Consider the following 21,570-nt stretch of genomic DNA (forward strand, 5'->3'; position numbering starts at 1 on the left):
AAAACAAGGAGATTCTCATGTCGGACCCGCAAAGCCTTCGGCTTGCCCTGCAAAACATGTCCTGCGCTTCCTGCGTCGGGCGCGTGGAACGTGGCCTCATGGCTCTGCCGGGGGTCAGCGATGTCCGCGTCAATCTTGCCAATGAGACCGTTCAGGCACAGGTCGACACACTTGCTCGCATCGCCGATATCGTCACGACTCTTCAGGAAATCGGCTACCCTGCGCGGACTCGAAGTGTACGTCTGAACGTCACATCCATGTCCTGTGCCTCGTGCGTCGGTCGGGTGGATAAGGCACTAACAGCGCTGCCGGGTGTAACGGACGTGAATGTCAATTTGGCCTCGGAAACCGCAACCGTGACCTATGCTGAAGGCGCGGTAAATCTGGCCGATCTGCTCAAGGCGGCGGCGGATGCGGGGTATCCGGCAGAGCCTGTAGAGGACACGACGGCAGAAGACCGCACCACCCGCAAGGAGGGCGAGGCTCGGATGCTGGCCCGAAAGACGATGCTGGCGGCGGCATTCGCCCTGCCGGTGTTTCTGATGGAAATGGGTGCGCATCTGATTCCAGGCATGCACGGTCTGATTGGCGACACGATCGGCCACCAGTCCAGCTGGATGATTCAGTTCGTGCTCACCTCTGTGGTGCTGTTCGGACCCGGCCGCAGCTTCTACATCAAAGGCTTTCCGGCACTCCTGAAAGGCGCGCCGGACATGAACAGCCTTGTCGCGGTTGGCACATCGGCGGCCTACATCTATTCACTTGTGGCACTTTTCGCACCGACGCTGCTGCCTGCGGGATCGCGCGCGGTCTATTTCGAGGCGGCGGCGGTCATCGTGGTGTTAATCCTTTTGGGTCGCTGGCTGGAGGCCCGTGCCAAGGGCCGGACCGGAGCTGCGATCCAGAAACTGATGGGCCTTCAGGCAAAGACGGCCCGGGTGCTGGTGGACGGGGAGCCGCAGGATGTGGCCATCGACCGCATCGTCGCTGGCGACATTGTGATCGTGCGTCCGGGCGAACGGATTGCTGTCGACGGTGACGTGACCGACGGCAGCGCCCGTATCGATGAAAGCATGATCACCGGCGAACCGGTCCCAGTGGCAAAGGCAGTCGGAGATTCGGTGACCGGGGGCACCGTCAACGGCAGCGGCGCGTTTCAGTTCCGCGCCACCCGCGTCGGCGCGGACACCACCCTGGCCCAAATCATCCGCATGGTCGAAGAGGCTCAGGGCGCCAAACTGCCGATCCAAGGGCTGGTGGACCGGATCACGCTCTGGTTCGTGCCCGCGGTGATGGCCATGGCACTCTTGACGGTGATCGTCTGGCTGCTGGTCGGTCCTTCACCGGCGCTGTCCTATGCGCTGGTAGCCGGCGTGTCGGTGCTGATCATCGCGTGTCCCTGCGCAATGGGGCTAGCAACGCCGACCTCGATCATGGTCGGCACGGGACGTGCCGCCGAGATGGGCGTGCTCTTTCGCAAGGGCGACGCGTTGCAGCAGCTATCCAGCGTTGATGTTGTGGCGCTGGACAAGACCGGAACGGTGACCCAGGGCCGCCCGGAACTGACCGATCTCGTGCTTGTGGACAGCTTTGACCGCACCGAGGTGCTGGCGCTTGTTGCCGCTGTCGAAGCACAATCAGAACACCCGATTGCAGAGGCAATCGTGCGCGCGGCAAAGGTCGAAGGCGTCGCGCGGCATGACGCCAAGCATTTTGAATCCATCACCGGCCACGGCGTGCGGGCAAAAGTGGCGGGCCGCGAGGTGCTTGTCGGGGCCGACCGCCTGATGATCCGCGAAGGGCTGGACATCGGCCCACTGGCCCGCGATGAACGCCGCCTAGCCGAAAAGGGCCGGACCGCGCTGTTCGCGGCCATCGACGGGCGCGTGGCCGCCGTGATCGCAGTGGCCGACCCGGTGAAACCGTCGAGCGCGGCGGCGATCGGCGCGCTGCACGATCTGGGTCTGAAGGTCGCGATGATCACTGGTGACAAACGCGAGACGGCGAATGCTATCGCCCGCGAGATCGGAATCGACCATGTGATCGCGGGCGTGTTGCCCCACGGCAAGGTGGCGGCGCTGGACGACTTGCGCAGGGACGGCATGCGTATCGCGTTTGTCGGCGACGGCATCAACGATGCGCCGGCCCTCGCCCATGCGGATGTCGGCATCGCCATCGGAACCGGTACCGACGTGGCCATTGAATCCGCTGATGTGGTACTGATGTCCGGCGATCTGCGCGGCGTGGTGAACGCGCTGGAAGTGTCGCGGCGCACGATGCGCAACATCCGCCAGAACCTGTTCTGGGCCTTCGGCTACAACGTGGCCCTCATTCCGGTGGCGGCGGGGCTGCTCTACCCGGTGTCGGGCCTGCTCCTGTCGCCGGTGCTGGCTGCTGGCGCAATGGCACTCAGCTCCGTCTTCGTACTGACAAATGCGCTGCGGCTGCGCCGGGTTCGCCCCGCGATGGATGAAGCGACGGCCTCCGCCTCGAACAACACCCTGTCCCCCGCCCCTGCCGAGTGAAAAGGAGAATAAAATGAACATCGGAGACGTGGCCGACCTTTCGGGCCTTCCCGCCAAAACTATCCGCTACTACGAAGACATCGGTCTCGTCGCACCCTTGCGCAGTTCAAATGGCTACCGCAGCTTTCGGCAAAGTGATGTTCACAAACTGGCCTTTCTTGGCCGCGCCCGCGCCTTGGGTTTTACCATCGAGGACTGCCGGAGCCTACTGAAGCTTTATGCCGACACCGAGCGCGCCAGCGCAGAGGTTAAGGAGATCGCCGAAGTGCACCTTGAGCGGATCGACGGCAAGATTGCGGAACTGACTGAGATGCGCGCGACGCTTTCGCATCTGGTAAAGGCTTGCGCGGGGGACCAGCGACCCGATTGCCCAATCCTAGCGGACTTGGCGATGGAGAATAAAGCGGATCCGGGGAAAAAGGCCTCAGGTTAGGTCCGGTTTTTTGGCCGGATCAAGTTTTTGCTAAAAAGTAGTGGAACATTCCAGCGCGGGAAAGTGGTTCCATTTCTAAGCTATCAAATTTTCGAGACTGGAGGCCCCAAATGAAATACGGACGCTTTTTCGCAATGATCGCCACTTCCACGGTGGTGATGTTCATTTTGATGTATTTCAACACCTATCTCTGGAGCCACATCTTCTGGTCCGAAACACGCGCCTACATGGCGGTGCTGATGGGAGCCACGATGGCGATCATCATGCTGGGCTTCATGTTGTCGATGTATTCCAGCAAGGCGATCAACGCCGCCATCTTCATCGGGGCCGCCGTGGCCTTCACGGGATCTCTCTGGTTGGTCCGCAGCCAAGTGACGGTCGGTGATACAAGCTACATGCGTGCGATGATCCCGCACCATTCCATTGCAATCATGACGTCCAGTCGAGCTGACATCTCAGACCCGCGGGTGCGCAAACTGGCCGATGAAATCATCTTTGCCCAAGACAAGGAAATCGCCGAGATGCGCTATCTGGTGAACGACATCGACGCGAACGGTGACGCCACCGATCAGGGTCGGGTCGGCTCGACCCCGATTGTCACCCTGGACGAGGCGCTGTCATCCGCCGAAATCGCCATCCTCGATCTGGAATTTCTGACCGGCGAGGACATCGCGCAGTTGTTTCCCAATGGAGCCGCATGCACCTTCAGCTATACAACAACAAGCAAACCGGTGCTTGCAGCAGGGCAGATTGATGGCACCACGGCGGCACTGGCAAAGATCAGCGGCGATCTGGTGCGTCTGGATTCAACCGGCGGCAGCGCCACCCTGAGCACCGAAGGAATGGCTGTGACGCTGAGCGCGCCGGACGGCGCTGCAGCGCTGGAAGACAATAATAAAATGCAGGACGCCAACCTCGTTCTCAAACTCGATGCCGGACTGCGGGCAGGCTATCGCGGTTACTACGGCTGCGGTGCCTGATCCTAAAAACGGAGAACATGACTATGCCGAAAGACACATCTCAAACCGCCAAACTATACCGGATGGTGATGCCCGACCACCTGTGCCCCTATGGCCTCAAATCCAAGGATCTGCTGGAACGCCAGGGTTTCAATGTCGAGGATCACCCGCTGACCACCCGCGAGGAAACCGACGCCTTCATGAAAAAGCATGGCGTCGAGACCACGCCGCAAACCTGGATCGGCGACGAACGGATCGGCGGATATGACGACCTGCGGGTGCACTTCGGCATCGACAAACCGGAAAGCGAACGCTCGGACACGTCCTATCAGCCGGTGATCGCGATTTTCGCCGTCGCATTCTTGATGGCGCTCGGCCTGTCGTGGTACAGCTTTGAGTCCATCTTTACCCTGCGCATGCTGGAATGGTTCATCTCGATCTCGATGTGTTTTCTGGCCGTGCAGAAACTGCAGGACGTCGAAAGCTTTTCGACGATGTTCCTCAACTACGACCTGTTGGCGCGCCGCTGGGTGCGCTACGGCAAGATCTATCCCTTCGGAGAGGCCTTTGCCGGCATCCTTATGGTCGCAGGCGCGCTCACCTGGCTTTCGGCACCCGTGGCCTTGTTTATCGGCACCGTAGGTGCGGTATCGGTCTTCAAGGCGGTCTACATCGACAAGCGCGAGTTGAAATGCGCCTGCGTCGGGGGCGATAGCAACGTGCCACTAGGGTTCGTCTCGCTCACCGAGAACCTGATGATGATCGTCATGGGGGTCTGGATGCCGATCCGGGTCTACCTCATCGGCTGACGGCCTCGTGACCTCTACAATGGCGCGGCGTGTATCACCTTCTCAAGTGGTGGAGGTGATCCCCACACAGCAGCCATCACACCGAGAGCTGGTTCGAGATGCGTCACCCGATCGTCGCGAGAAAGGGAAACGTCCCCAGCATCCAATAGGCAAACCGTGACAATTGCCCGGTCATGATGGCGGCCCCCATGATGATCATGGCAACGCCCGCACCCTTGTAGAGCCAGCGACCGGCGGTGCCGATCTGCTTGACCCGCGCGGCGATGGCATCGGTGAATAGCGCCGCAAGAAGGAAAGGCACGCCCAGCCCGGCGGAATAGATCGACAGCAGCCAAATGCCGTCCGACATGCCGCCGGAGGTCGAGCTGAGCGTCAGGATCGCGCCGAGGATCGGCCCGATGCAGGGGGTCCAGCCGAAGGCGAAGGCCAATCCCAGCACGTAAGCCCCAAGCGGACGGCCTCCGGGAATGTCGAGATTGAAGCGGGTATCCCGCGAAAATGCTTCCAAACGGAAGAGACCCAACATGACCAGCCCGAACAGAATGATGATCGCGCCACCCAGAAAGTTCAGCTCAATGCGCCATGTCAGAAGTAGCGATCCGAGCGCGCTGGCCCCGGCTCCGAGTGCGACGAAGACCGTCGAAAAGCCCAGAACGAAGCAGGCGCTTAGGCCCAGTGCCCCGGCGCGTGCCCGCAGATCGACAGACCGTGCCGTGCGCAGATCCGGCTGGCCCGCGATATAGGAGACATAGCCCGGCACCAGAGGCAGAACGCAGGGCGACAGAAACGAAATGGCCCCCGCCAGAAAGGCCGCGAAGATGCCAATGCCGGAAATATCCATCATGCGTTTCGATTCGCGCTGAAGGGCCGCGATGCCCACCAGAACGCGACCAGCGGGATCACGATCCATTGCAGCACGGGCGACAGGCCCGCGTCGAGGATCGGAATGATCGGCATCAGGTCCGAATAGGCCCAGGCTGCACGGATCACGATGTTGAGCCATTCGCTGAACAGCGTGTATCCCAGCCCGAACACGACTGTCAGGACCGTGATGGAACGACGCGTCGCAGCGACATGGGGCCATTCGCGTCCCGTCAGCATCAAGGCCAGCATTAGCGCGCTCATGGCGATCAGGATATCGCCACCCGTGCAATGGACGGCTGCGAAGATGATCTCACCCCAAGTGCCCTCGTTCCAGATCGTGTAGAGTGGCATATGCGCGAACTCCCAGATCAGATTGGCCGGAATGATCACCGAAAAATACCGACGCAGAGCTGTCAGGGAAATTCCGTCTGTCGAGGACAGCCTGACGCCAGTCGCGACGACACTCATTGAAACACCCCTGTCACCCGGTCCCACCAGCTGGGCTCACGGCGTCGATGCTGGGCGTTGTTGATCAACTCACTGACATAGAGGATCAGGTTCACGTTCTTAAAATCCATGCCATGGAACTTTGCGGCGAACCGCCCGCCGATATCCACGACATGGGTGACCGCTCCGTGCATCATCATGTCGCTGTCGGCGGTCATCGTGAACTCGAGTCCATAGTCCCGTGCCAGAAGGCGCGTCGCGTCATCAGCCTGATCGGGACGTTTGGTCAGAATGACCCAGTTGCTCGGATCGAGCCCATGCCGCCCCGCGTAGTCGCGCAGAACGTCCGGCGTATCATTCACCGGATCGGTCGTGATCGAGATGAACTGCACCAGATCCTTCAGCGGCCCATCGTTGATCGAAGCCTGAACCGCCGCGATCTTTTCCGCCTGGAGCGGGCAGACGTCCGGGCAATTGGCGTAGATGAAATGCAGGATGACCACCTTGTCGCTGAAATCCGACAGGCGCACGGGGTTCCCCTCGGAATCCAGCAACTCGAAACCCGGAGCCTGCGCTGCATCGATAGCCTGGAAGTACGGCTCCATCTCGAACATGCGCGCATCCAGGCTTTCCCCGGGATGATTGGCGAAGGCCGGGGAGGAGATGGTGGCCGCGATAGTCGCCAAGGCGGCGCGCCGTGTCAGTGCTGTCAATTTTTATATCCTCACATTAAATGCCTGCCGATCCGTGGACCGACAGGCATTTTTGGCAAATCTAGCCGTCCGATTTTTCCGACGGCATCATGCCACCGTCCATTTTCTCGGTCATGGACGCCATCATCTCGGTGCAGGCTTCCATCATGGGTTTCATTTCGGCCATCATTTTCATCATGCCCATCATGTCTCCGTCCATCATGCCGCCTTGCATGGCGCCATCATTCTGCATCATTTCGCCCGTATCCGGCGTCGCCTGTTCCTGGGCGCTCACGGCGAATGCACTTGCGGCAAGGACCGTCGCAACGACGAAAGTTGTAAAAGTTTTTCTCATGGTTTTCTCCTTGGGTTGATTGTGTGGTTATCGAAAGAGCTCAGTCGGGAGACGCCCCCTCTGGCGATTTGGAGCAGCCCGTTCCGGATCCGCTCTTCATGCACAGACCGAGGCCGCACATCACAGCGCATGGGGCCAGCGAGACCAGAACAGGCGCGAGCCCGATCGCGGTGAGCCATCCCCAGTTCAGGGCCATGCCGCCCCCGATCAAGGTTGCCGCACCGACGAACAGCAATCGTCTGCGCGTCAGCCACCGGGGCCAGTTGCCAGCGCTTTCGATGTCGGCGGCACCCGCAATGTTGGAAGGTGATATGTCGGTCATTCGGCAAATCCTTTCGATGATTGAGAAATGGTTATTCCAGTGACTGGAAGGTCAAGGGTGGGCGGACAGGTATTTTTGGATCTCATTCGATAAAACCCCGCAGGAACGATACCATCTCGGGATCATCCCATTCGGCCGGGCCGACCAGTCTCCCAAGCTCCCGGCCCTGCGCGTCGATAAGGATCGTTGTCGGCAGGCCGACAGTGCGCAGCGCGGTCATCGACAGCATGGTCTTGTCGACATACATCCTGAGATTGGTGACACCGATCTCATCGTAGAAACGCCGCACGACGGGTGATCCGGCCCGGTCGATGGACAGGGCGACAACCTCGAAGCGGTCGCTCCCAAGTTCCGCCTGAAGCGCATCCAGTGTCGGCATCTCTTCGCGGCAGGGGACGCACCAGGTTGCCCAAACGTTCACGAGGATGACCTTGCCGCGAAAATCCTCCATGTCGCCGCGACTGCCGTCCTCGGTCAGGTAGCGCACATTGATCACCGGCTGCGGCGTGTCATGCAGCGCAAACCCCTGCGGCCCGGCGAAAGCCGCGCTGACGGACAGTGCCCAGGCGAGCAAGGCCGGTCTAAAATGTTTCATGGCGTTGTCTCCTTGGCGGATTGAGATTTCAGACCACGGACGATCGGCAGCAGGGTGTCCTGCAAGATCGCCCGCGTGATCGGGCCGACATGGCGGTGGGCGATGGTGCCATCGCGCGCGATGATGTAGGTTTCGGGAACGCCGTAGACGCCCCATTCGATGCCCGCGCGTCCGTCGATGTCGGCCCCGATGCGCGCATAGGGATCGCCCAGCTCGTCGAGCCAGGCGCGCGCCTGCTCGGGTGGGTCCTTGTAGTTGATCCCGTAGAGTGGGACCTCGCCAGTCGCTGCCAATTCCATGAACAGCGGGTGTTCGGCACGGCAGGGCACGCACCAGGAGGCGAAGACGTTCACCAGCGAGACATGGCCAATCAGATCCTGCGTCGAAAGACCTTCCTCGCGGCCGAGCACCGTGGGCAGCGCGAATTCCGGCACAGGTTTGTCGAGAAGCGCCGACGGCAAGTCGTCTCCGCCCCTGAAAAGCCCCCACCCGAACAGGACCATGAGGGCAAACGCCAGCAGCGGCACCAGCACGAACCCGGAGATCTTGCACCGGGACACGGAGCCGTTTTTGCTAACGACCTTTTGCGTCACGGTTGCGCCTGTTCGTCTGCGGCGGTGCGGCTTTCCTGCGCACCACGGATACGGTCGGGCCAAGTGCTCTTGATGTAATCTATGATCGCGGTGATCTCTTCGCCCGTCAGCACCCCGTCGAAACCGGGCATGTCGCTTTCGTAACCATTACCGACAATCGCCGCAGTTCCTCGCTTCACGATGTCTACAAGCACGCGGTCCGTATGGTGCCACGTATGACCTGAGGCGTCATGCGGCGGGGCAGGCAACCTGCCGTTCGCCAATCTTGATCGCCAATCAGGCTGCCCCTCCAGGTTTGCGCCATGGCAACTGGCACAATTCTCCTGATAGAGCCGCTCTCCTTGGAACAAGTCGGTCTGTGCCGATACGGGTATGACCGTTGCGGCGCACAGGCACATGGAAAGGCCAATGGTATTTTTCACTGCGATTCAATCTCCTTGTTGCGAGCCGCATACAGAACATCAAGTGTGCCAAAAGCGATGCCACGATAAGCTGGACGCAACGCGCCCAGACCAATCCGATCGACAGCGGGCTGCCTCCACTGCTGGTACCTTCGTTCCGCATGCCCGTGCATTTCTATTTGCCGCCATCCGAGCGGATGTATTTGACCAAGGCGATCGCTGCGAGCACCAGCACCCCCACGATCAACAACCAAACGAGTCCCATCGCGATCATCATGCCACCACCCATCATTCCACCATCCATCATCATGCAATTCATCCTTTGTTTTCCCTTGAAACCGCTCTGGCACGAGATCGCACCAAAACGTGCAATTGATCATTCGACCGCATAGACGGTCGGGTTCACACCTTCTTCGACGGAGTAAATCTTGAACGGTTCCTGTTTTGCGCCGCCCATACCCGGCGACCCCATCGGCATGCCGGGAAGCGTCACACCGGCAATTTCGGGACGCTCTTCAAGCAACCTGTTGACGACATCGATCGGCACATGACCGCTGACGACGTAATCTCCCAGAAAGGTCGTATGGCAGCCCTGAAAGTCGTCCGGGATCCCTGCATCGCGGCTGATCTGCGCCAGATCATGGGTCGGCTTCACCTCGACCGTGAAGCCATTCTTTCGGAGGTAGTCCGCATAGCTCTCGCAGCAGCCGCATTGCGGGTTCTTGTAGAGTGTGGCCTCTTGTGCTGCGGCAGGCGCGGCATTCAGGCTCAGGGCGAACACAGCGGCGGCACCTGCGGTGCCAAGACTGGCAAGTCCAATCATCTTTTTCATACGTTCTTTCCTTTCGTGGTTATCGATACGTGAGATTGTTTCAGGTTTTGGTCGTTCCGGGATCGACGCGTATGACGCCCATCATGCCAGCCGCCTGGTGTTCCAGGATGTGACAGTGGAACATCCAGTCTCCCGGATTGTCCGCCACGAAGGCGATCTCGACACGTTCCTCGGGTGCCATAAGGACGGTGTCCTGCCATTCGCGATGCCGTGTCGGTTGCCCGTTACGTGCGATCACACGGAACGAATGGCCATGAAGATGCATCGGGTGATGCCAGCCGGTACGATTGTTCATTTCGAGCACATGTGACGTGCCCTGTGGCAGGACCAGCAATGGGTCCATCATATGACCCGTTGCTGCTTCGCCGTTGATGAACCACATGTTGCCTTCGCGCATCTGGCCCATCATCGACCCCATGTCGCCGCCCATCATCATCTGCCCCATCATGCCACCATTGAAGACAATCTGATGCCGTTTGGCCGCTTGCATATCGGGTTCGGCCAGTGGGTTGGGTGGCAACTCCATCGACCAGTCCGGGACAGCGTCCCGTAACCGATCCGGCTCGTAGGCGAGATCGACGAGACGGTACTCCAAACCATTGTAGAAGGCATCGGTGACGGTCACGCGATCTCCGGGCTTGCCGGTCATGTCGATTACCAGATCGACACGCATGGCCGGGCCGACCACGACTATGTTCGCGTCTGGTGCATGAGGTGCCACGGGCTGACCGTCCAAAGCGACAACGACCGGTGCAAGACTACCGAAATCCAGCCCGAATATCCGGGCATTGGCCGCATTGACCAGCCGAAGGCGGATGCGTTCTCCGGATCGCACTGCGATGCGGTCAGGGATCTGGCCGTTGATGGTCACGGAATTTCCGATACGACCGCCGTGCATGGCGTCGTGCTGACTTCCGAAGTCGTCCGAAATCTGTCCATCCCGGGTCATACGCCAGTCATCGAGCATCCAGGTTTGTTCGCGGTCCACGCGGATCGGGTCCGCCTCCTCCACGATCAACGGCCCGGAAAGCCCACGTCCGACCTGTTCCGAACTGCGCTGATGAGGATGATACCAGAACGTGCCTGCGTCCAGCGCATCAAACTCGTAAAGGTATTCGCCACCGACCGGTATCGGGTCTTGTGTCAGGAACGGCACGCCGTCCATCGCATTGGGTGTGCGGATACCATGCCAGTGGACCGTAGTCCCTTCATCCAGCCCATTCCGAGCCAGAACACGGATCCGGTCACCCTGGCGCACCCTAATTTCGGGACCGGGAACCGATCCGTTATAGCTCCAGACGTCGGTCGGACCGTAGGGTGCCGGACGCAAAGCGGCTTGTCCGGACGCAGCGTTGAGCACGAAAAGGTCCTCCGTCGGACCTGCCATCGCTGTTCGGGCGGATGACAGGGCGGATAGGGCTGTGAAAGCGGCACCTGTGCGCAGCACGTGCCGTCGTGAAATCAGTCTGTTGAGGGTCATCGCAACTGCCTTGATCTGAAAGGGTCGCACTCAGCCAGCATCGGCCAAAACAACGGTTAGGCCTCGCAACAGGCGAGGCCGATATCAGGTTCAGACAGGCTGCTTGGGAGGAAATGGATCAAGCAAGGGATTGGCGCCGATAAGAAACACGGGTTCGGTGACCGGGATGAAATTACCTAAGGACATCGCGGTCGGACCCGATTGCATCCACACTAAGATACCAGCCGTGGTGCTCGCGCCGCAGGGTACAGGGCATTCCCCTACGCAGGACATCCCGTCAGCAAATTCGGTCGGATCGCATCCACCGCAATGGTCGTCCGTGCTTTCGGCCGCGTCCATCTGAGCCATGGATACTTCGGCCGCATTCACTGCCGACACACCCGGCGCGATCATGGCGCCGAAGCTCAATGCAAGAATCAAAATGAGCCGGAAAGCTTGTCTCATGTTGCTGGTATGCAAGCTTCCAGTAGGGGGAGGTCAAGAAGTAATCCATAACATAAGCGTGACATTGGTCAGCGAGGCGTCAAGCCGAAGCCACGACGCCGAGGCCTTGGAGTCAACAACGCGAGAGCCAACCGCATTTGCCAAGGAGCGCCAGAGGATGGTTTTAGAGCAATCTCCGAGACGAGAGTTGTACATCGGTACAATGTATGCTCGGAGGAAGGCGGCCACCCGAATTCGTTCATACGGATGGCCACCCCAGTGTTAACCTGCGTCTTTGAACTCGGCGTATTCACCGCGCACCTGAACGGTGACGGTGGCATCGGAGCTGTCGCGGTTGCGCCAGAACCAGCCGTGCTCTCCGTCGAAGGCGGCGATGATCTCGCCCTCGTCCCCCGTGGAGCCGCGGCCTTTCTGATAGGTGATCGAGTTGCCGCCACCATGGCCATGCATGTCAAAGTTCACCCGGCCACCTTCGACGAGCATCCGGTATTCCACCGTTTGGCCTTCTTCCATCACCAGCTTCCATTCGGCACTGTCACCGGGGGCCAGAGTGAAGGTGGTCTCGTCGCGCCAGACTTCGACCTCCTGTGCGTGTGCCGCGCCGACAAAAAGCCCGAAGATATCGTTCATCAGGCTCGACTGCTCTTCTGGCTCAAGCTCCAACAGCCTGTCGGCCTCGGCCTCCTCTGCGAGCTGGCTCTTGATCTCACCCATCTCGCTTAGCCCAAGAACGCCGCCGATCCCGGTCGGGTCGATGTTGTATTCGGCGGGTAGCACGACGGTCACAAGGATAGCGACGGCGCTGGCCGCCGCGATGGCGGTCGAACGGATGAGCTGCGCTGAGCTTGGCAATTCATCGAGGCTCGGTTTTTCTGCGTTGAACATTTGGGTCTCCAATTTTCTTAGGTGGCTACGAAATAGCCGGTGATTTGCAAGCCCATGAGAATGAAACCCATGGACATCATGACGACGTTGGCGGTGTAGGCTTGGGCAAAGAAGTTCGGGGATTTCCGCCAGTAGCCCATGACGATGAGGATCACGGCGAGCGCCATTAGCTGGCCCAGCTCGACGCCGACGTTGAACGCCAGGAGGTTGGCCAGTAGCCCGTCCGAAGCGATCTCGTATTCAAGGATCTTGGTGGCTAGGCCCGTGCCGTGGAAAAAGCCGAAGATCAGCGTCGCGGCCTTGGTATTCGGTTGAAAACCAAACCAGCGCTGGTAGGCCCCCAGATTGTCGAGCGCCTTATAGGCAACGGACAGACCGATGATTGCATCAACGATATAGGCGTTGATGCCCCATCCGAACCAAACGCCTGCCAGCATCGTGGTCGAATGTCCGACAGCAAAGATGCTGACATAGATGCCCACGTCCTTCATCTTGTAAAGAAAGAAGACGACGCCGAGAAGGAACAGGATATGGTCGTATCCGGTCACCATGTGTTTGGCACCGAGATACATGAAGGGAATGATGTTCACCCCCCAGATTTCCTGGATGTAACCCGCGTCGCCGGGCGTAACGTTGTGCGCTAAGGCATGGCCTGCGCTGAGAACGAGCAAGGTTATCGTGATAAAGGACAGGATCACGATCCGGCCTATGCCTGGATCGGTCCAGCCCCGATGGACTGTGTTCATGGATTGAACTCCGCATATGTGTTTGATGATCACTTGGAATGCGCCACTGGCGCGCGGTCGATCACACTCGGGGAGGTCGTTCGATCTGGTGTATCAGCAGGGGATTCGCTGTCGCGGCACTCAGCCACCATGCGGTCTTGTAAACTTCCATGGGATGAGACGACAGGTCAGGACCGGGCACAACCGCTTGGCTGTGATCGTGATCCATACTGTCGTGGCTATGTCCATGCGCTGCCCAAGCCAGGTCTTCTTCCAGACCATGCGAATGCCCGTGCTCGGCGATCATTTCCGCATGGTCCTGAAGAACGTTTAGAATTGCGGGCGTGTGAGAAGTTGCAGGCACAACTGACCAGACAAGAATGGCTGCGCACAGAAACGTAGCGCAGGCAGTCCTTCCAATTGTCCGTATCCGTGTCATCAGATCTGCCTGCCCGCTCGACTTTTTTTGTGGCGCATCGGGGCACCATCTTGTTCTATCCTCTGGGGGAGGATAAGAAACCAATATGACAAATTCCCCGGTACATGCAACCCATCCCGCCTTGATTGCCCGGCTGAAACGCGCTGACGGCCATTTACGCGCCGTGATCGAAATGATCGAGGCGGGCAAACCTTGCTTGGAAATTGCTCAGCAGATGCAAGCGGTCGAAAAGGCCGTGACGAACGCCAAGCGTGCGCTGATCCATGATCACATGGATCATTGTATTGACGTTGAAAGTTCCGAAACTGATCGCGCCGAGTTGCGGGCGATCGCCCGATATCTCTGAGGCCGACCATGCTCGATATTCTCTCCGACCGCACTTATCGGCACCTGTTTATGGCGCAGGTCGTAGCCCTTCTGGGTACTGGACTCGCCACAGTCGCACTCGGCCTACTCGCTTTCGATCTTGCGGGAGATGGGGCGGCGCTGGTCCTCGGCGCAGTCTTCACCATCAAGATGGTGGCCTATGTCGGCATCGCCCCCATTGCCGGGGCCTTCGCTGACCGGGTGCCGCGCCGGGCGCTACTGGTAACGCTTGACTTGGTGCGGGCGGGCGTGGCGTTGGCGCTGCCGTTCGTGACAGAGGTGTGGCAGGTCTACGTCCTGATCTTCCTGCTTCAATCGGCTTCCGCCGCCTTCACGCCAACCTTTCAGGCGACGATCCCGGACGTCTTGCCCGAAGAGGCGCGCTATACACGCGCCCTGTCGCTGTCCCGGCTAGCCTATGATCTCGAAAACATCATCAGTCCGACCCTGGCCGCGCTTCTGTTGGCGGTGATGTCCTACAACTCGCTTTTCCTCGGCACGGTCGTCGGTTTTGCCGCATCGGCCCTTCTGGTTGTTTCGGTCCTGCTGCCGAGTCCCCGACCATCCGAGCCGCGCGGTGTCTATGATCGCACGACGCGCGGGATCCGCATCTATCTGGCCACGCCCCGCTTGCGCGGGCTCTTGGCGTTGAACCTCGCCGCAGCGGCGGCAGGCGCGATGGTACTGGTCAATACCGTCGTTTTGGTCCGCGGATCGCTCGGCCTATCAGAGAGTGCACTGGCCTGGACGATGTTTGCATTCGGCGCGGGCTCCATGACAGCCGCGCTGCTTTTGCCCCGCGTGCTGGATTCGCTGCCCGATCGTCCTGTGATGTTTGGCGGCGCGCTGCTGATGGTGGCGACACTTCTGGGGCTGGGGGTGGCAGTTCTAATGGCCGGGCTCGGCTGGTCCATCCTTCTGACAGCCTGGGTACTGGTGGGGTTGGGGTATTCCGCCGTTCTCACCCCTTCGGGCCGGTTGCTGCGCCGCTCCGCCCACGCCGGGGACCGCCCGGCACTCTTCGCGGCGCAGTTCGCGCTGTCGCACGCCTGCTGGCTTGTGACCTATCCGCTGTCGGGCTGGCTGCTGACGGTCTATGGCTTCGTTCCTGCACTGATCGGACTTGCCCTCATCGCTGCCTTCGGAATGATCGCAGCGCTGAAACTCTGGCCATCCGGCGATCCCGTTGAGCTTGAGCACACCCATAAAAATCTGCCGCTGGATCACCCGCATCTGCAAGGGCATCGCAGGCACAGCCATGCCTTGATCATTGACGAGAGCCACCCTCGCTGGGCTACCCATTTATAAGCCGTAGCAAGGCACGAAGACTGGACATAGGCGGTTCGTGTTCTTCTATGCGGACATTCGTGCTTCCCGCAACATTCGCCAAAGTGGGTTCGATGCGCGAATTCTGTGCAGGTTGGTTAGCGGCAGCGTTGACTTTAACATAAACTGTCGCCTCCACAAAGAGCACGGCTTAAGTTGCGACCCTCCACATCCGATACCGCCCCTGCCCGGTCATCTCGCGGATCAGACCGCGCGCTTCCATCCAAGCAAGGTTGCGCTGGACGGACGCACGACTGGCGGCGGTCAGGGCCTCGGCCATCGGAGCGGACACGAGCGGCCATTCGGTAAGTACCGCGCACAAGGCCGGGGGCGTGCGGCCCGAGAGCGTGCTCATTTCGGTTTCCGCCCTCACCGACCATGCCTCGATATCGTCGAGGTGCCGCATTGCGGTCAGACTTGCCGTTTGCATCCCGTCGAGCCATCGCACCAGACGTTCACCGGGTGGACCACCGGGGCGCAGTCCCCCTGCCCCGCCCATGGCCAGAGGCGCAAAGACCAGCCCCTTGCCCTCGCTGGCCGCAATCCGTGCGGCTGTGACCGCCGCTTCCATCCGGTCGCCGTACTGCCCGAGGCCCGCGAGACTCCAGAGATGGAAGCCCATGCACGCGCGTGTGATTGGGTGAAGATCCGCGGCTTGCGCCATGAGATCGAGCCAACCGCCCGCGCGATCCGCGAACGGTTCTGCTTCAACGGCGAGGTTCTCGGGGTCGCGGCGATCGAGGAAGGCGGACAGGTCCACTTCCGGTCTAGGGCCGCCGGTCAGGCGGCGCACCGCCCATCCGACCCGCGAAAGCGCCGTGGTGTCGTCGTGAACGCCGGACAGGCGCATGGATATCCAGAGCGCCAGCCGATCCGGGCCAATCCGGTCGCCTGCGAACCAGCTGAGGTCTGCCGCCTCCATCAGCGCGAGCCTGTGCCGCCAGCCTTCAGGGGAACGGTGCAGACGGTCATCCAGCGCGCCAATCCGGCCAGCCATACGGGCGAGATGGGCGGCAATGCTTGCCTCTGCCTTCCGCCAATCGTCGAGGACTGCGGTTTCACGAAGCTCTGCCCTCGGTCCTGGCGGCAGATAATCTGGCTCCACTTCCATCGGACCGGGTAGGAACCACAGGTCGTCCTCAGACGTCTCTTCAAGCCCTTCCGTATCCACTCGAGGATATTCAAAATTATCATATTGTGTAGATACTTGAGGCTTCATATGTGCAAAATACGGCAGTTTTGCGTTTTACCCAAGTGTTTTGTCAGGGTGCACCTGCACACCTTATATGGTGCGCGCGCGGTGGCCTGCGAGATATCCCTGATCGCGCTCAGCATATGAAAACCAAGGGGTTTTTGATGAGCAGCACCACAGAAGGCGCTCTTGCATCTGTTTACAAACGGTCGTTTATTGATGATACATGAAACTGCAAAAAGACTGTTTTGATGCCATTGATAGGTTACGCGCGCGTTTCAACCGAGGACCAAACCCCCCTGCCCCAGTCGCAGGCCCTGAAATCAGCAGGATGCGCCGAGATACATGAAGAACAGGCCTCGGGCGGCAATCGCGCGCGGCCTGTGCTGGCGCGGGTGCTTGAACGGATCGGCAAGGGCGACACGCTGGTCGTCGTTCGAATCGACCGGCTGGCGCGGTCGCTGTCGCATCTACTGGAGGTGATCGAGCGGCTGGAGGCCAAGGGTGCGTTCTTCCGCTCCATCCAAGACCCGATCGACACCGCATCCCCGCAAGGCAAGTTCACGCTGCAGGTTCTGGGCGCCGCGGCCGAGTTCGAGCGGGCGCTGATCCGCGAACGTACCAAGGCGGGGCTGGCGAGCGCCCGTACCAAGGGCCGGGTCGGCGGGAACCCCGGACTGCGGGCCAAAGACCCTGCTGCTTTTCGTAAGGTGCGGTTGGCGCGACAGGACGGCTACATGGAGCGTCTGAACGAGACGGCACAAGATTGGGTGCCCCATGTGCGACGGTTGCGCCCCGACTTGGCCTGGGAAGACGTGGTGCGCATCATCAACGGGCCCTTGCCCGAGGCGCGTCGCTGGACCCAAAGCCGCCTGCTCCGCGCTGTGAAGGCCTATGTCCGCGACGGCTTCCTGGCTACCGAGGTGCTGGCCCGCGCCGGGCGCCGCGAAACCGACGACCGCCTGCCCGCCATTATTGCTGGCATCAAGGGCGCAGATCCCGACATCACGCTTCAAGCGATCTGTGAACGGCTGGAATCTATGCGCGAACGCACGCCTCGTGGCCGAACGAGATGGCAGCCGTCTTCGGTGAAAATGCTGTTGGAGCGGGCCGAGAGGCTGGGCTTGCTCGACTGAGATCCCCAAGAATCGCCCATCCGATTCTGCCGACTGATTTCTGTACGCACTCACAATACATCTTGTGGTCACTTCGTAGCTGGCAACGAGGTGTTGAAGTAGAGTGAGAGCGCAGTCGCCCAAACCGCTGATTTTTAACAGTTTACCTTCGACAGAAATCGGTGCCTTCAACGCCCTCAGGCAGCTCAACGGTTTGGTCTGGATTTATCCACAATATCTGTTAAGCTTTGCAAAACAATAAAGACTTGAGGGCAGTGATGAACGGGATACGGGCCTCCCAGAGATTTGAAGTCATGTCCAAGCGGCTTGGTAGTCGGTTGCGTGAACATGCGCAGGAAACCTTCCCACCGGACGCTCAGAAGGGCCTCCGCCGCTTCGCCATGCGGGAAGCGGCGGAACTGCTCCGCATTAATCAGAACACCTTCCGCCATCATGTGTCAAACCTCGAAGGCTTTCCCGAAGGTGTCCTGGAGGGCGGAAACCGCCGTAGCTTCTCTGCAGAAGAGATGGTCGAGGCACAACGCGTACTTCTCGAGACTGGAAGGATCAAGCCAGAAGAACACCCGCACAGAAGACCGGGAGAGGCTTGTCAGGTCTTGACGATCTTCAACCTGAAAGGTGGTTCGGCCAAGACGTCATCTGTTGCCCATGTAGGGCAACTACTGGGTCTGCGCGGCTACCGGGTGTTACTGATCGACCTCGACAGCCAAGCAAGTCTAACAAACCTGTTCGGGGTTACTCCCGAGCTGGATCCGGATATGCCGACTTCATACGATCTTATCCGATCCGACGATCCACTGCCCGCAGCAGAGATCATTCGCAAAACGAACTTCCCGACCGTGGATCTGATTCCGGCATCCATGGACATCATGGAGTATGAGTTCGAGGTCGCCCTGAGCTTCAGACACGGCGCCACCACGTTCCATAGCCGCATACGGGAAGCGCTTGAGCCCGTCCTCAACCGATATGATGTGGTGATATTTGACACCCCACCGCAGCTGAACTTTTCGGTGATCTCTGCCCTCTTTGCATCGACCGGGGTCCTGATCCCGCTCAACGCGTCGATGCTCGATGTCATGTCGCTGGCGAGCTTTCTGGGCATGGCGAGCAACCTGATGGGCGTCGTCGAGGCACACGCCCCGGAACATGGACTGAACTTCGTGCGAGTACTGATCACCCGCTACGAAAATACGGATGGTCCGCAGGTGCAGATTTCGTCTCTGCTTCGGACAGTCCTCGGGGATGCCGTGCTGTCTGCAGAGTTCCTGAAATCAACAGCCGTGGGTGATGCTGCGAACACACAACAGAGCATCTTCGAGGTCGAACCTCGCGACGTGAACCGCAGAACTTACGAGCGCGCGATCGAGTCCGTCTCGCGCGTGACCGACGAAGTCGAACGCGAAATCCTGAAAGCATGGGGGCGTAGCCATGGCGCGTAAGGTCTTCGGGGACTCACTCAAGAACGCGATGGGCAAAACGCCGCCTTCGGACGAGGATCTGGATGTGAAGCGAACGAGCCCGACTGTAGCTCGCGCACAAGCATCCGTGCTCGAAGAGGATAAACACGCCACGCGACTAATCGACCCGGCCGCCATACGGATGTCCGCGGTAATGGACCGCATCGATCCAAGCGATGGTCTGGATGAACTTGTCTCGTCGATCCGCGAGCACGGTCAAAAGGTTCCAGTGCTGGTTCGCCGAACCCAGGACGGTGCGCTTGAGATCGTCTATGGTCGCCGTCGGCTTCTCGCCTGTCGCCAACTTGGTCAGAAAGTGCGCGCCACGGTCATGGAGATGACCGACGAGGAAGCTCTCATTGCCCAAGGCGTGGAAAATAATGCCCGCCAAGATCCATCGTTCATCGAAAGGGCCCTGTTTGTCGCCGGAATCATTCGAGAACTTGGGAAAACCGACGAGACGCGCAAGAACGCTCAGACGATCGCGTATCGGGCACTTCAGATCGATGAATCGCTCGTCTCGCGGATGAACCGTATCGCTACAGGCATCCCGATGGAACTGATCCAGGCTATCGGACCTGCACACGGCGTTGGTCGAAGAGTTTGGGAAAAGCTTTTCAGGCTGTGCGAGAAAGACGTCGCGAAAGCCCGAGAAGTCGCCAGCGAAATCCCTCGCAACATACCGGGCCCCAACCGTCTCGAAACGGCGGTTACCTTGCTGACGGCCACCAAACCGTCGACGCAGGAGACACATACCAGTGAGCGCGTGAAGATCGGCCGCAAGGGCAACCGCATCACAATCGATGTGGACGCTGATCTTGCCCCGCGGGTTGAGGAGGCAGTCCGGAAGCTGGTCACAGAGCTACTTGACCGCGGCCAAGACGGGCCAAAGTGACGACCCCGTGTCTTGACCGCGGTCAAGACATCAAAAGCAACGAGCAGAAAACGAAAGGAGGACCGGCTAGAAAAAGAAAGACCCCCCGAAAGCGATGCTTCCGAAGGGCCTCAATCAGTCTCGACACCTGATTGATACTCCCAAAACGAATCGATTTCAACACCGCTCGCGGTGAACGGGGAAGCTTTTTCTTCCGAAACATCATGAAACATGCAACTGAAACAACAACCGCCCTGGCGGAACGGACATCTCTGCCCTGCCCTAACCCCTATGAGCTTCTGGGCCCGGTTCGCGTTCTAAGGAAGGAGCTCGGCCTCACAACCAATGACCTTGCCGTTCTGACCGCGCTCATTAGCTTCCTACCCCGCAAAGAACGTGAGATTCACGACAGCCAGCGACTTACGCTCACTGTCGTGTTCCCATCGAACGCTTCTCTGTCAGAGCGCGCCAATGGGCTCGATGAGCGAACACTTCGACGCAGCCTGAAACGCCTCTCAGCTGCTGAACTGATCGAACGCAAGAACTCAGCAAATGGCAAACGCTTTCCGCTGCGGTATGGAGGCGTTATCAGAGATGCCTTCGGTATCGACCTGAAGCCCTTGATCCAGAGGTACGGCTCGCTCGCGACACAAGCCTTGCGGCTCACCGAAGAACGCGAGCGCATGCGCTCACTGAAGGCTGAGGCGCTGGCCCTACGTGCATCGCTACTTCAACAGACACGCTTCGATGAAGCAAAGCTCTCTACCCTCAACATGATCAGAAATGTCCTGCGTCGAGCAACATTAACCGTTGATGCAGTCCTGAGCGTTATCTCGGAACTTAGAGCACTCGGAGCCGATACCGACGCAAGCTACGGTGAACACCACGCCGCTACAGAAACTGGTGCCGAAGATAATTTACAAGCTGTCAAACACCGACCGCATTCACCAGATTCCAACGATCTGCCCGCCACAAACGGACAAAATGTCCGGCACATAGAGTCAATAAAAAAAGATATTAGAAAGATTGCTCCCGCAACGGACCATAGCAGTAAACAAACCGCGCAAACCAAACCGACGATGAACCGAGACCCAGCAAGGATGGCATGGGAAGACTTCACCCATGTAGCGGGATTTTTCCCAGAACCGCCGCGCACAGGAGAAGCCCTTACCCGCATTCTATACGACATCGGTCGATTGCTTAGAATAAGCCAAGACGAGCTGAGACATGGCATCCAGAAAGCTGGCGCTGGAACACTGCTTCTCGTTTTCGACTACCTCATAGCTAGAGCAGACACGATCAAACACCCTGATGCCTATTTTGGAAGGATCTTACGCACACAACTTGCTCCAACATGAGCTTCTTGACCGCGGTCAAGATCGACCGTGAGAGGGAAAGGAGTGTTGGTTTGAGGGTGAC

At 59.4% G+C, this 21,570-nt stretch carries 25 protein-coding genes; 10 read left to right on the top strand and 15 right to left on the bottom strand.

What is annotated here, in order from left to right:
- Nucleotides 1-17 precede the first annotated feature (17 nt).
- From Q1A06_RS17460 to Q1A06_RS17475, 4 genes are all read left to right on the top strand, one after another.
- A complete protein-coding gene (locus Q1A06_RS17460) occupies nt 18-2,525 on the top strand; it encodes a heavy metal translocating P-type ATPase (RefSeq protein WP_299566641.1) in 2,508 nt (835 codons plus the stop codon).
- A gap of 13 nt (nt 2,526-2,538) precedes the next feature.
- Nucleotides 2,539-2,958 carry a Cu(I)-responsive transcriptional regulator gene (cueR, locus tag Q1A06_RS17465; RefSeq protein ID WP_299566643.1) on the top strand — a complete coding sequence of 140 codons (420 nt, stop codon included), beginning with the start codon at nt 2,539-2,541 and terminating at the stop codon, nt 2,956-2,958.
- A 110-nt stretch (nt 2,959-3,068) separates the two neighbouring features.
- Complete coding sequence (locus tag Q1A06_RS17470; RefSeq protein WP_299566645.1) at nt 3,069-3,938, top strand: DUF305 domain-containing protein; 870 nt, start codon at nt 3,069-3,071, stop codon at nt 3,936-3,938.
- 23 nt (nt 3,939-3,961) lie between these two features.
- The gene (locus Q1A06_RS17475; protein WP_299566739.1) at nt 3,962-4,726 is read left to right on the top strand and encodes a glutaredoxin; all 765 of its coding nucleotides are present in this window, start codon (nt 3,962-3,964) and stop codon (nt 4,724-4,726) included.
- Nucleotides 4,727-4,829: 103 nt separating this feature from the next.
- On the opposite strand, the gene Q1A06_RS17480 is transcribed toward Q1A06_RS17475, so the two are convergent.
- The 14 genes from Q1A06_RS17480 to Q1A06_RS17545 form a co-directional block, all read right to left on the bottom strand.
- Nucleotides 4,830-5,570 carry a cytochrome c biogenesis protein CcdA gene (locus Q1A06_RS17480; RefSeq protein WP_299566741.1) on the bottom strand — a complete coding sequence of 247 codons (741 nt, stop codon included), beginning with the start codon at nt 5,568-5,570 and terminating at the stop codon, nt 4,830-4,832.
- On the bottom strand, nt 5,567-6,058 hold the full coding sequence (locus Q1A06_RS17485) for a hypothetical protein (protein WP_299566647.1): 492 nt from the start codon (nt 6,056-6,058) through the stop codon (nt 5,567-5,569). The genes Q1A06_RS17480 and Q1A06_RS17485 overlap by 4 nt, the downstream gene beginning before the upstream one ends.
- Nucleotides 6,055-6,750: an SCO family protein gene (locus tag Q1A06_RS17490; protein ID WP_299566649.1), complete on the bottom strand. Its 696-nt coding sequence runs from the start codon at nt 6,748-6,750 to the stop codon at nt 6,055-6,057. The genes Q1A06_RS17485 and Q1A06_RS17490 overlap by 4 nt, the downstream gene beginning before the upstream one ends.
- Nucleotides 6,751-6,811: 61 nt before the next feature.
- Nucleotides 6,812-7,084, bottom strand: a complete 273-nt coding sequence (locus Q1A06_RS17495; RefSeq protein WP_299566651.1) for a hypothetical protein — start codon at nt 7,082-7,084, stop codon at nt 6,812-6,814.
- 40 nt (nt 7,085-7,124) lie between these two features.
- Nucleotides 7,125-7,406 carry a hypothetical protein gene (locus Q1A06_RS17500; RefSeq protein WP_299566653.1) on the bottom strand — a complete coding sequence of 94 codons (282 nt, stop codon included), beginning with the start codon at nt 7,404-7,406 and terminating at the stop codon, nt 7,125-7,127.
- Between the two features lie 82 nt (nt 7,407-7,488).
- A complete protein-coding gene (locus Q1A06_RS17505) occupies nt 7,489-8,001 on the bottom strand; it encodes a TlpA disulfide reductase family protein (protein WP_299566655.1) in 513 nt (170 codons plus the stop codon).
- A complete protein-coding gene (locus tag Q1A06_RS17510) occupies nt 7,998-8,504 on the bottom strand; it encodes a DsbE family thiol:disulfide interchange protein (RefSeq protein ID WP_299566743.1) in 507 nt (168 codons plus the stop codon). Before Q1A06_RS17510 ends, Q1A06_RS17505 begins: the two co-directional genes overlap by 4 nt.
- Nucleotides 8,505-8,590: 86 nt before the next feature.
- The gene (locus Q1A06_RS17515) at nt 8,591-8,992 is read right to left on the bottom strand and encodes a cytochrome c (RefSeq protein WP_299566745.1); all 402 of its coding nucleotides are present in this window, start codon (nt 8,990-8,992) and stop codon (nt 8,591-8,593) included.
- A 178-nt stretch (nt 8,993-9,170) separates the two neighbouring features.
- Nucleotides 9,171-9,305, bottom strand: coding sequence for a hypothetical protein (locus Q1A06_RS17520; protein WP_281200965.1), 135 nt, complete (start codon nt 9,303-9,305; stop codon nt 9,171-9,173).
- Between the two features lie 66 nt (nt 9,306-9,371).
- Nucleotides 9,372-9,827 (bottom strand): DUF411 domain-containing protein, encoded by a 456-nt coding sequence (locus Q1A06_RS17525; protein ID WP_299566657.1) that lies wholly within the window; start codon nt 9,825-9,827, stop codon nt 9,372-9,374.
- Between the two features lie 40 nt (nt 9,828-9,867).
- Nucleotides 9,868-11,307: a multicopper oxidase family protein gene (locus tag Q1A06_RS17530; RefSeq protein WP_299566659.1), complete on the bottom strand. Its 1,440-nt coding sequence runs from the start codon at nt 11,305-11,307 to the stop codon at nt 9,868-9,870.
- A gap of 90 nt (nt 11,308-11,397) precedes the next feature.
- Nucleotides 11,398-11,751: a hypothetical protein gene (locus Q1A06_RS17535; RefSeq protein ID WP_299566661.1), complete on the bottom strand. Its 354-nt coding sequence runs from the start codon at nt 11,749-11,751 to the stop codon at nt 11,398-11,400.
- A gap of 261 nt (nt 11,752-12,012) precedes the next feature.
- The gene (locus tag Q1A06_RS17540) at nt 12,013-12,636 is read right to left on the bottom strand and encodes a transmembrane anchor protein (RefSeq protein ID WP_299566663.1); all 624 of its coding nucleotides are present in this window, start codon (nt 12,634-12,636) and stop codon (nt 12,013-12,015) included.
- A 17-nt stretch (nt 12,637-12,653) separates the two neighbouring features.
- The gene (locus Q1A06_RS17545; protein WP_299566665.1) at nt 12,654-13,382 is read right to left on the bottom strand and encodes a HupE/UreJ family protein; all 729 of its coding nucleotides are present in this window, start codon (nt 13,380-13,382) and stop codon (nt 12,654-12,656) included.
- Between the two features lie 503 nt (nt 13,383-13,885).
- On the opposite strand from Q1A06_RS17545, the gene Q1A06_RS17550 reads away from it, so the two are divergent.
- Both Q1A06_RS17550 and Q1A06_RS17555 read left to right on the top strand, forming a co-directional pair.
- Nucleotides 13,886-14,146 (top strand): metal-sensing transcriptional repressor, encoded by a 261-nt coding sequence (locus Q1A06_RS17550; RefSeq protein WP_299566667.1) that lies wholly within the window; start codon nt 13,886-13,888, stop codon nt 14,144-14,146.
- Between the two features lie 8 nt (nt 14,147-14,154).
- Complete coding sequence (locus Q1A06_RS17555; RefSeq protein ID WP_299566669.1) at nt 14,155-15,474, top strand: MFS transporter; 1,320 nt, start codon at nt 14,155-14,157, stop codon at nt 15,472-15,474.
- 169 nt (nt 15,475-15,643) lie between these two features.
- Here the strand turns inward: Q1A06_RS17555 and Q1A06_RS17560 are convergent, their stop codons facing one another.
- On the bottom strand, nt 15,644-16,711 hold the full coding sequence (locus tag Q1A06_RS17560; protein ID WP_299566670.1) for a hypothetical protein: 1,068 nt from the start codon (nt 16,709-16,711) through the stop codon (nt 15,644-15,646).
- 224 nt (nt 16,712-16,935) lie between these two features.
- Here Q1A06_RS17560 and Q1A06_RS17565 point away from each other — a divergent pair, with 224 nt between their 5' ends.
- The 4 genes from Q1A06_RS17565 to Q1A06_RS17580 all read left to right on the top strand — a co-directional run bounded on the left by Q1A06_RS17565 (nt 16,936) and on the right by Q1A06_RS17580 (nt 21,509).
- Nucleotides 16,936-17,820, top strand: a complete 885-nt coding sequence (locus tag Q1A06_RS17565; protein ID WP_299566672.1) for a recombinase family protein — start codon at nt 16,936-16,938, stop codon at nt 17,818-17,820.
- Nucleotides 17,821-18,113: 293 nt separating this feature from the next.
- Complete coding sequence (gene repA, locus Q1A06_RS17570; RefSeq protein ID WP_161489483.1) at nt 18,114-19,259, top strand: plasmid partitioning protein RepA; 1,146 nt, start codon at nt 18,114-18,116, stop codon at nt 19,257-19,259.
- Nucleotides 19,249-20,172 (top strand): plasmid partitioning protein RepB, encoded by a 924-nt coding sequence (gene repB, locus Q1A06_RS17575; protein ID WP_299566674.1) that lies wholly within the window; start codon nt 19,249-19,251, stop codon nt 20,170-20,172. Before repA ends, repB begins: the two co-directional genes overlap by 11 nt.
- A gap of 203 nt (nt 20,173-20,375) precedes the next feature.
- Nucleotides 20,376-21,509 carry a helix-turn-helix domain-containing protein gene (locus Q1A06_RS17580; protein WP_299566676.1) on the top strand — a complete coding sequence of 378 codons (1,134 nt, stop codon included), beginning with the start codon at nt 20,376-20,378 and terminating at the stop codon, nt 21,507-21,509.
- Nucleotides 21,510-21,570 lie beyond the last annotated feature (61 nt).

It is taken from the genome of uncultured Sulfitobacter sp., from assembly GCF_947497275.1.
In the GTDB taxonomy this organism is placed as follows: Bacteria; Pseudomonadota; Alphaproteobacteria; order Rhodobacterales; family Rhodobacteraceae; genus Sulfitobacter.

Bases quoted from the DNA above. Each gene is read 5' to 3' on its own strand.
- Q1A06_RS17460 (WP_299566641.1), top strand. From the start codon at position 18: ATGTCGGACCCGCAAAGCCTTCGGCTTGCCCTGCAAAACATGTCCTGC.
- cueR (WP_299566643.1), top strand. From the start codon at position 2,539: ATGAACATCGGAGACGTGGCCGACCTTTCGGGCCTTCCCGCCAAAACT.
- Q1A06_RS17470 (WP_299566645.1), top strand. From the start codon at position 3,069: ATGAAATACGGACGCTTTTTCGCAATGATCGCCACTTCCACGGTGGTG.
- Q1A06_RS17475 (WP_299566739.1), top strand. From the start codon at position 3,962: ATGCCGAAAGACACATCTCAAACCGCCAAACTATACCGGATGGTGATG.
- Q1A06_RS17480 (WP_299566741.1), bottom strand. From the start codon at position 5,570: ATGATGGATATTTCCGGCATTGGCATCTTCGCGGCCTTTCTGGCGGGG.
- Q1A06_RS17485 (WP_299566647.1), bottom strand. From the start codon at position 6,058: ATGAGTGTCGTCGCGACTGGCGTCAGGCTGTCCTCGACAGACGGAATT.
- Q1A06_RS17495 (WP_299566651.1), bottom strand. From the start codon at position 7,084: ATGAGAAAAACTTTTACAACTTTCGTCGTTGCGACGGTCCTTGCCGCA.
- Q1A06_RS17500 (WP_299566653.1), bottom strand. From the start codon at position 7,406: ATGACCGACATATCACCTTCCAACATTGCGGGTGCCGCCGACATCGAA.
- Q1A06_RS17505 (WP_299566655.1), bottom strand. From the start codon at position 8,001: ATGAAACATTTTAGACCGGCCTTGCTCGCCTGGGCACTGTCCGTCAGC.
- Q1A06_RS17510 (WP_299566743.1), bottom strand. From the start codon at position 8,504: ATGGTCCTGTTCGGGTGGGGGCTTTTCAGGGGCGGAGACGACTTGCCG.
- Q1A06_RS17515 (WP_299566745.1), bottom strand. From the start codon at position 8,992: ATGTGCCTGTGCGCCGCAACGGTCATACCCGTATCGGCACAGACCGAC.
- Q1A06_RS17520 (WP_281200965.1), bottom strand. From the start codon at position 9,305: ATGATGATGGATGGTGGAATGATGGGTGGTGGCATGATGATCGCGATG.
- Q1A06_RS17525 (WP_299566657.1), bottom strand. From the start codon at position 9,827: ATGAAAAAGATGATTGGACTTGCCAGTCTTGGCACCGCAGGTGCCGCC.
- Q1A06_RS17530 (WP_299566659.1), bottom strand. From the start codon at position 11,307: ATGACCCTCAACAGACTGATTTCACGACGGCACGTGCTGCGCACAGGT.
- Q1A06_RS17535 (WP_299566661.1), bottom strand. From the start codon at position 11,751: ATGAGACAAGCTTTCCGGCTCATTTTGATTCTTGCATTGAGCTTCGGC.
- Q1A06_RS17540 (WP_299566663.1), bottom strand. From the start codon at position 12,636: ATGTTCAACGCAGAAAAACCGAGCCTCGATGAATTGCCAAGCTCAGCG.
- Q1A06_RS17545 (WP_299566665.1), bottom strand. From the start codon at position 13,382: ATGAACACAGTCCATCGGGGCTGGACCGATCCAGGCATAGGCCGGATC.
- Q1A06_RS17550 (WP_299566667.1), top strand. From the start codon at position 13,886: ATGACAAATTCCCCGGTACATGCAACCCATCCCGCCTTGATTGCCCGG.
- Q1A06_RS17555 (WP_299566669.1), top strand. From the start codon at position 14,155: ATGCTCGATATTCTCTCCGACCGCACTTATCGGCACCTGTTTATGGCG.
- Q1A06_RS17560 (WP_299566670.1), bottom strand. From the start codon at position 16,711: ATGAAGCCTCAAGTATCTACACAATATGATAATTTTGAATATCCTCGA.
- Q1A06_RS17565 (WP_299566672.1), top strand. From the start codon at position 16,936: ATGCCATTGATAGGTTACGCGCGCGTTTCAACCGAGGACCAAACCCCC.
- repA (WP_161489483.1), top strand. From the start codon at position 18,114: ATGTCCAAGCGGCTTGGTAGTCGGTTGCGTGAACATGCGCAGGAAACC.
- repB (WP_299566674.1), top strand. From the start codon at position 19,249: ATGGCGCGTAAGGTCTTCGGGGACTCACTCAAGAACGCGATGGGCAAA.
- Q1A06_RS17580 (WP_299566676.1), top strand. From the start codon at position 20,376: ATGAAACATGCAACTGAAACAACAACCGCCCTGGCGGAACGGACATCT.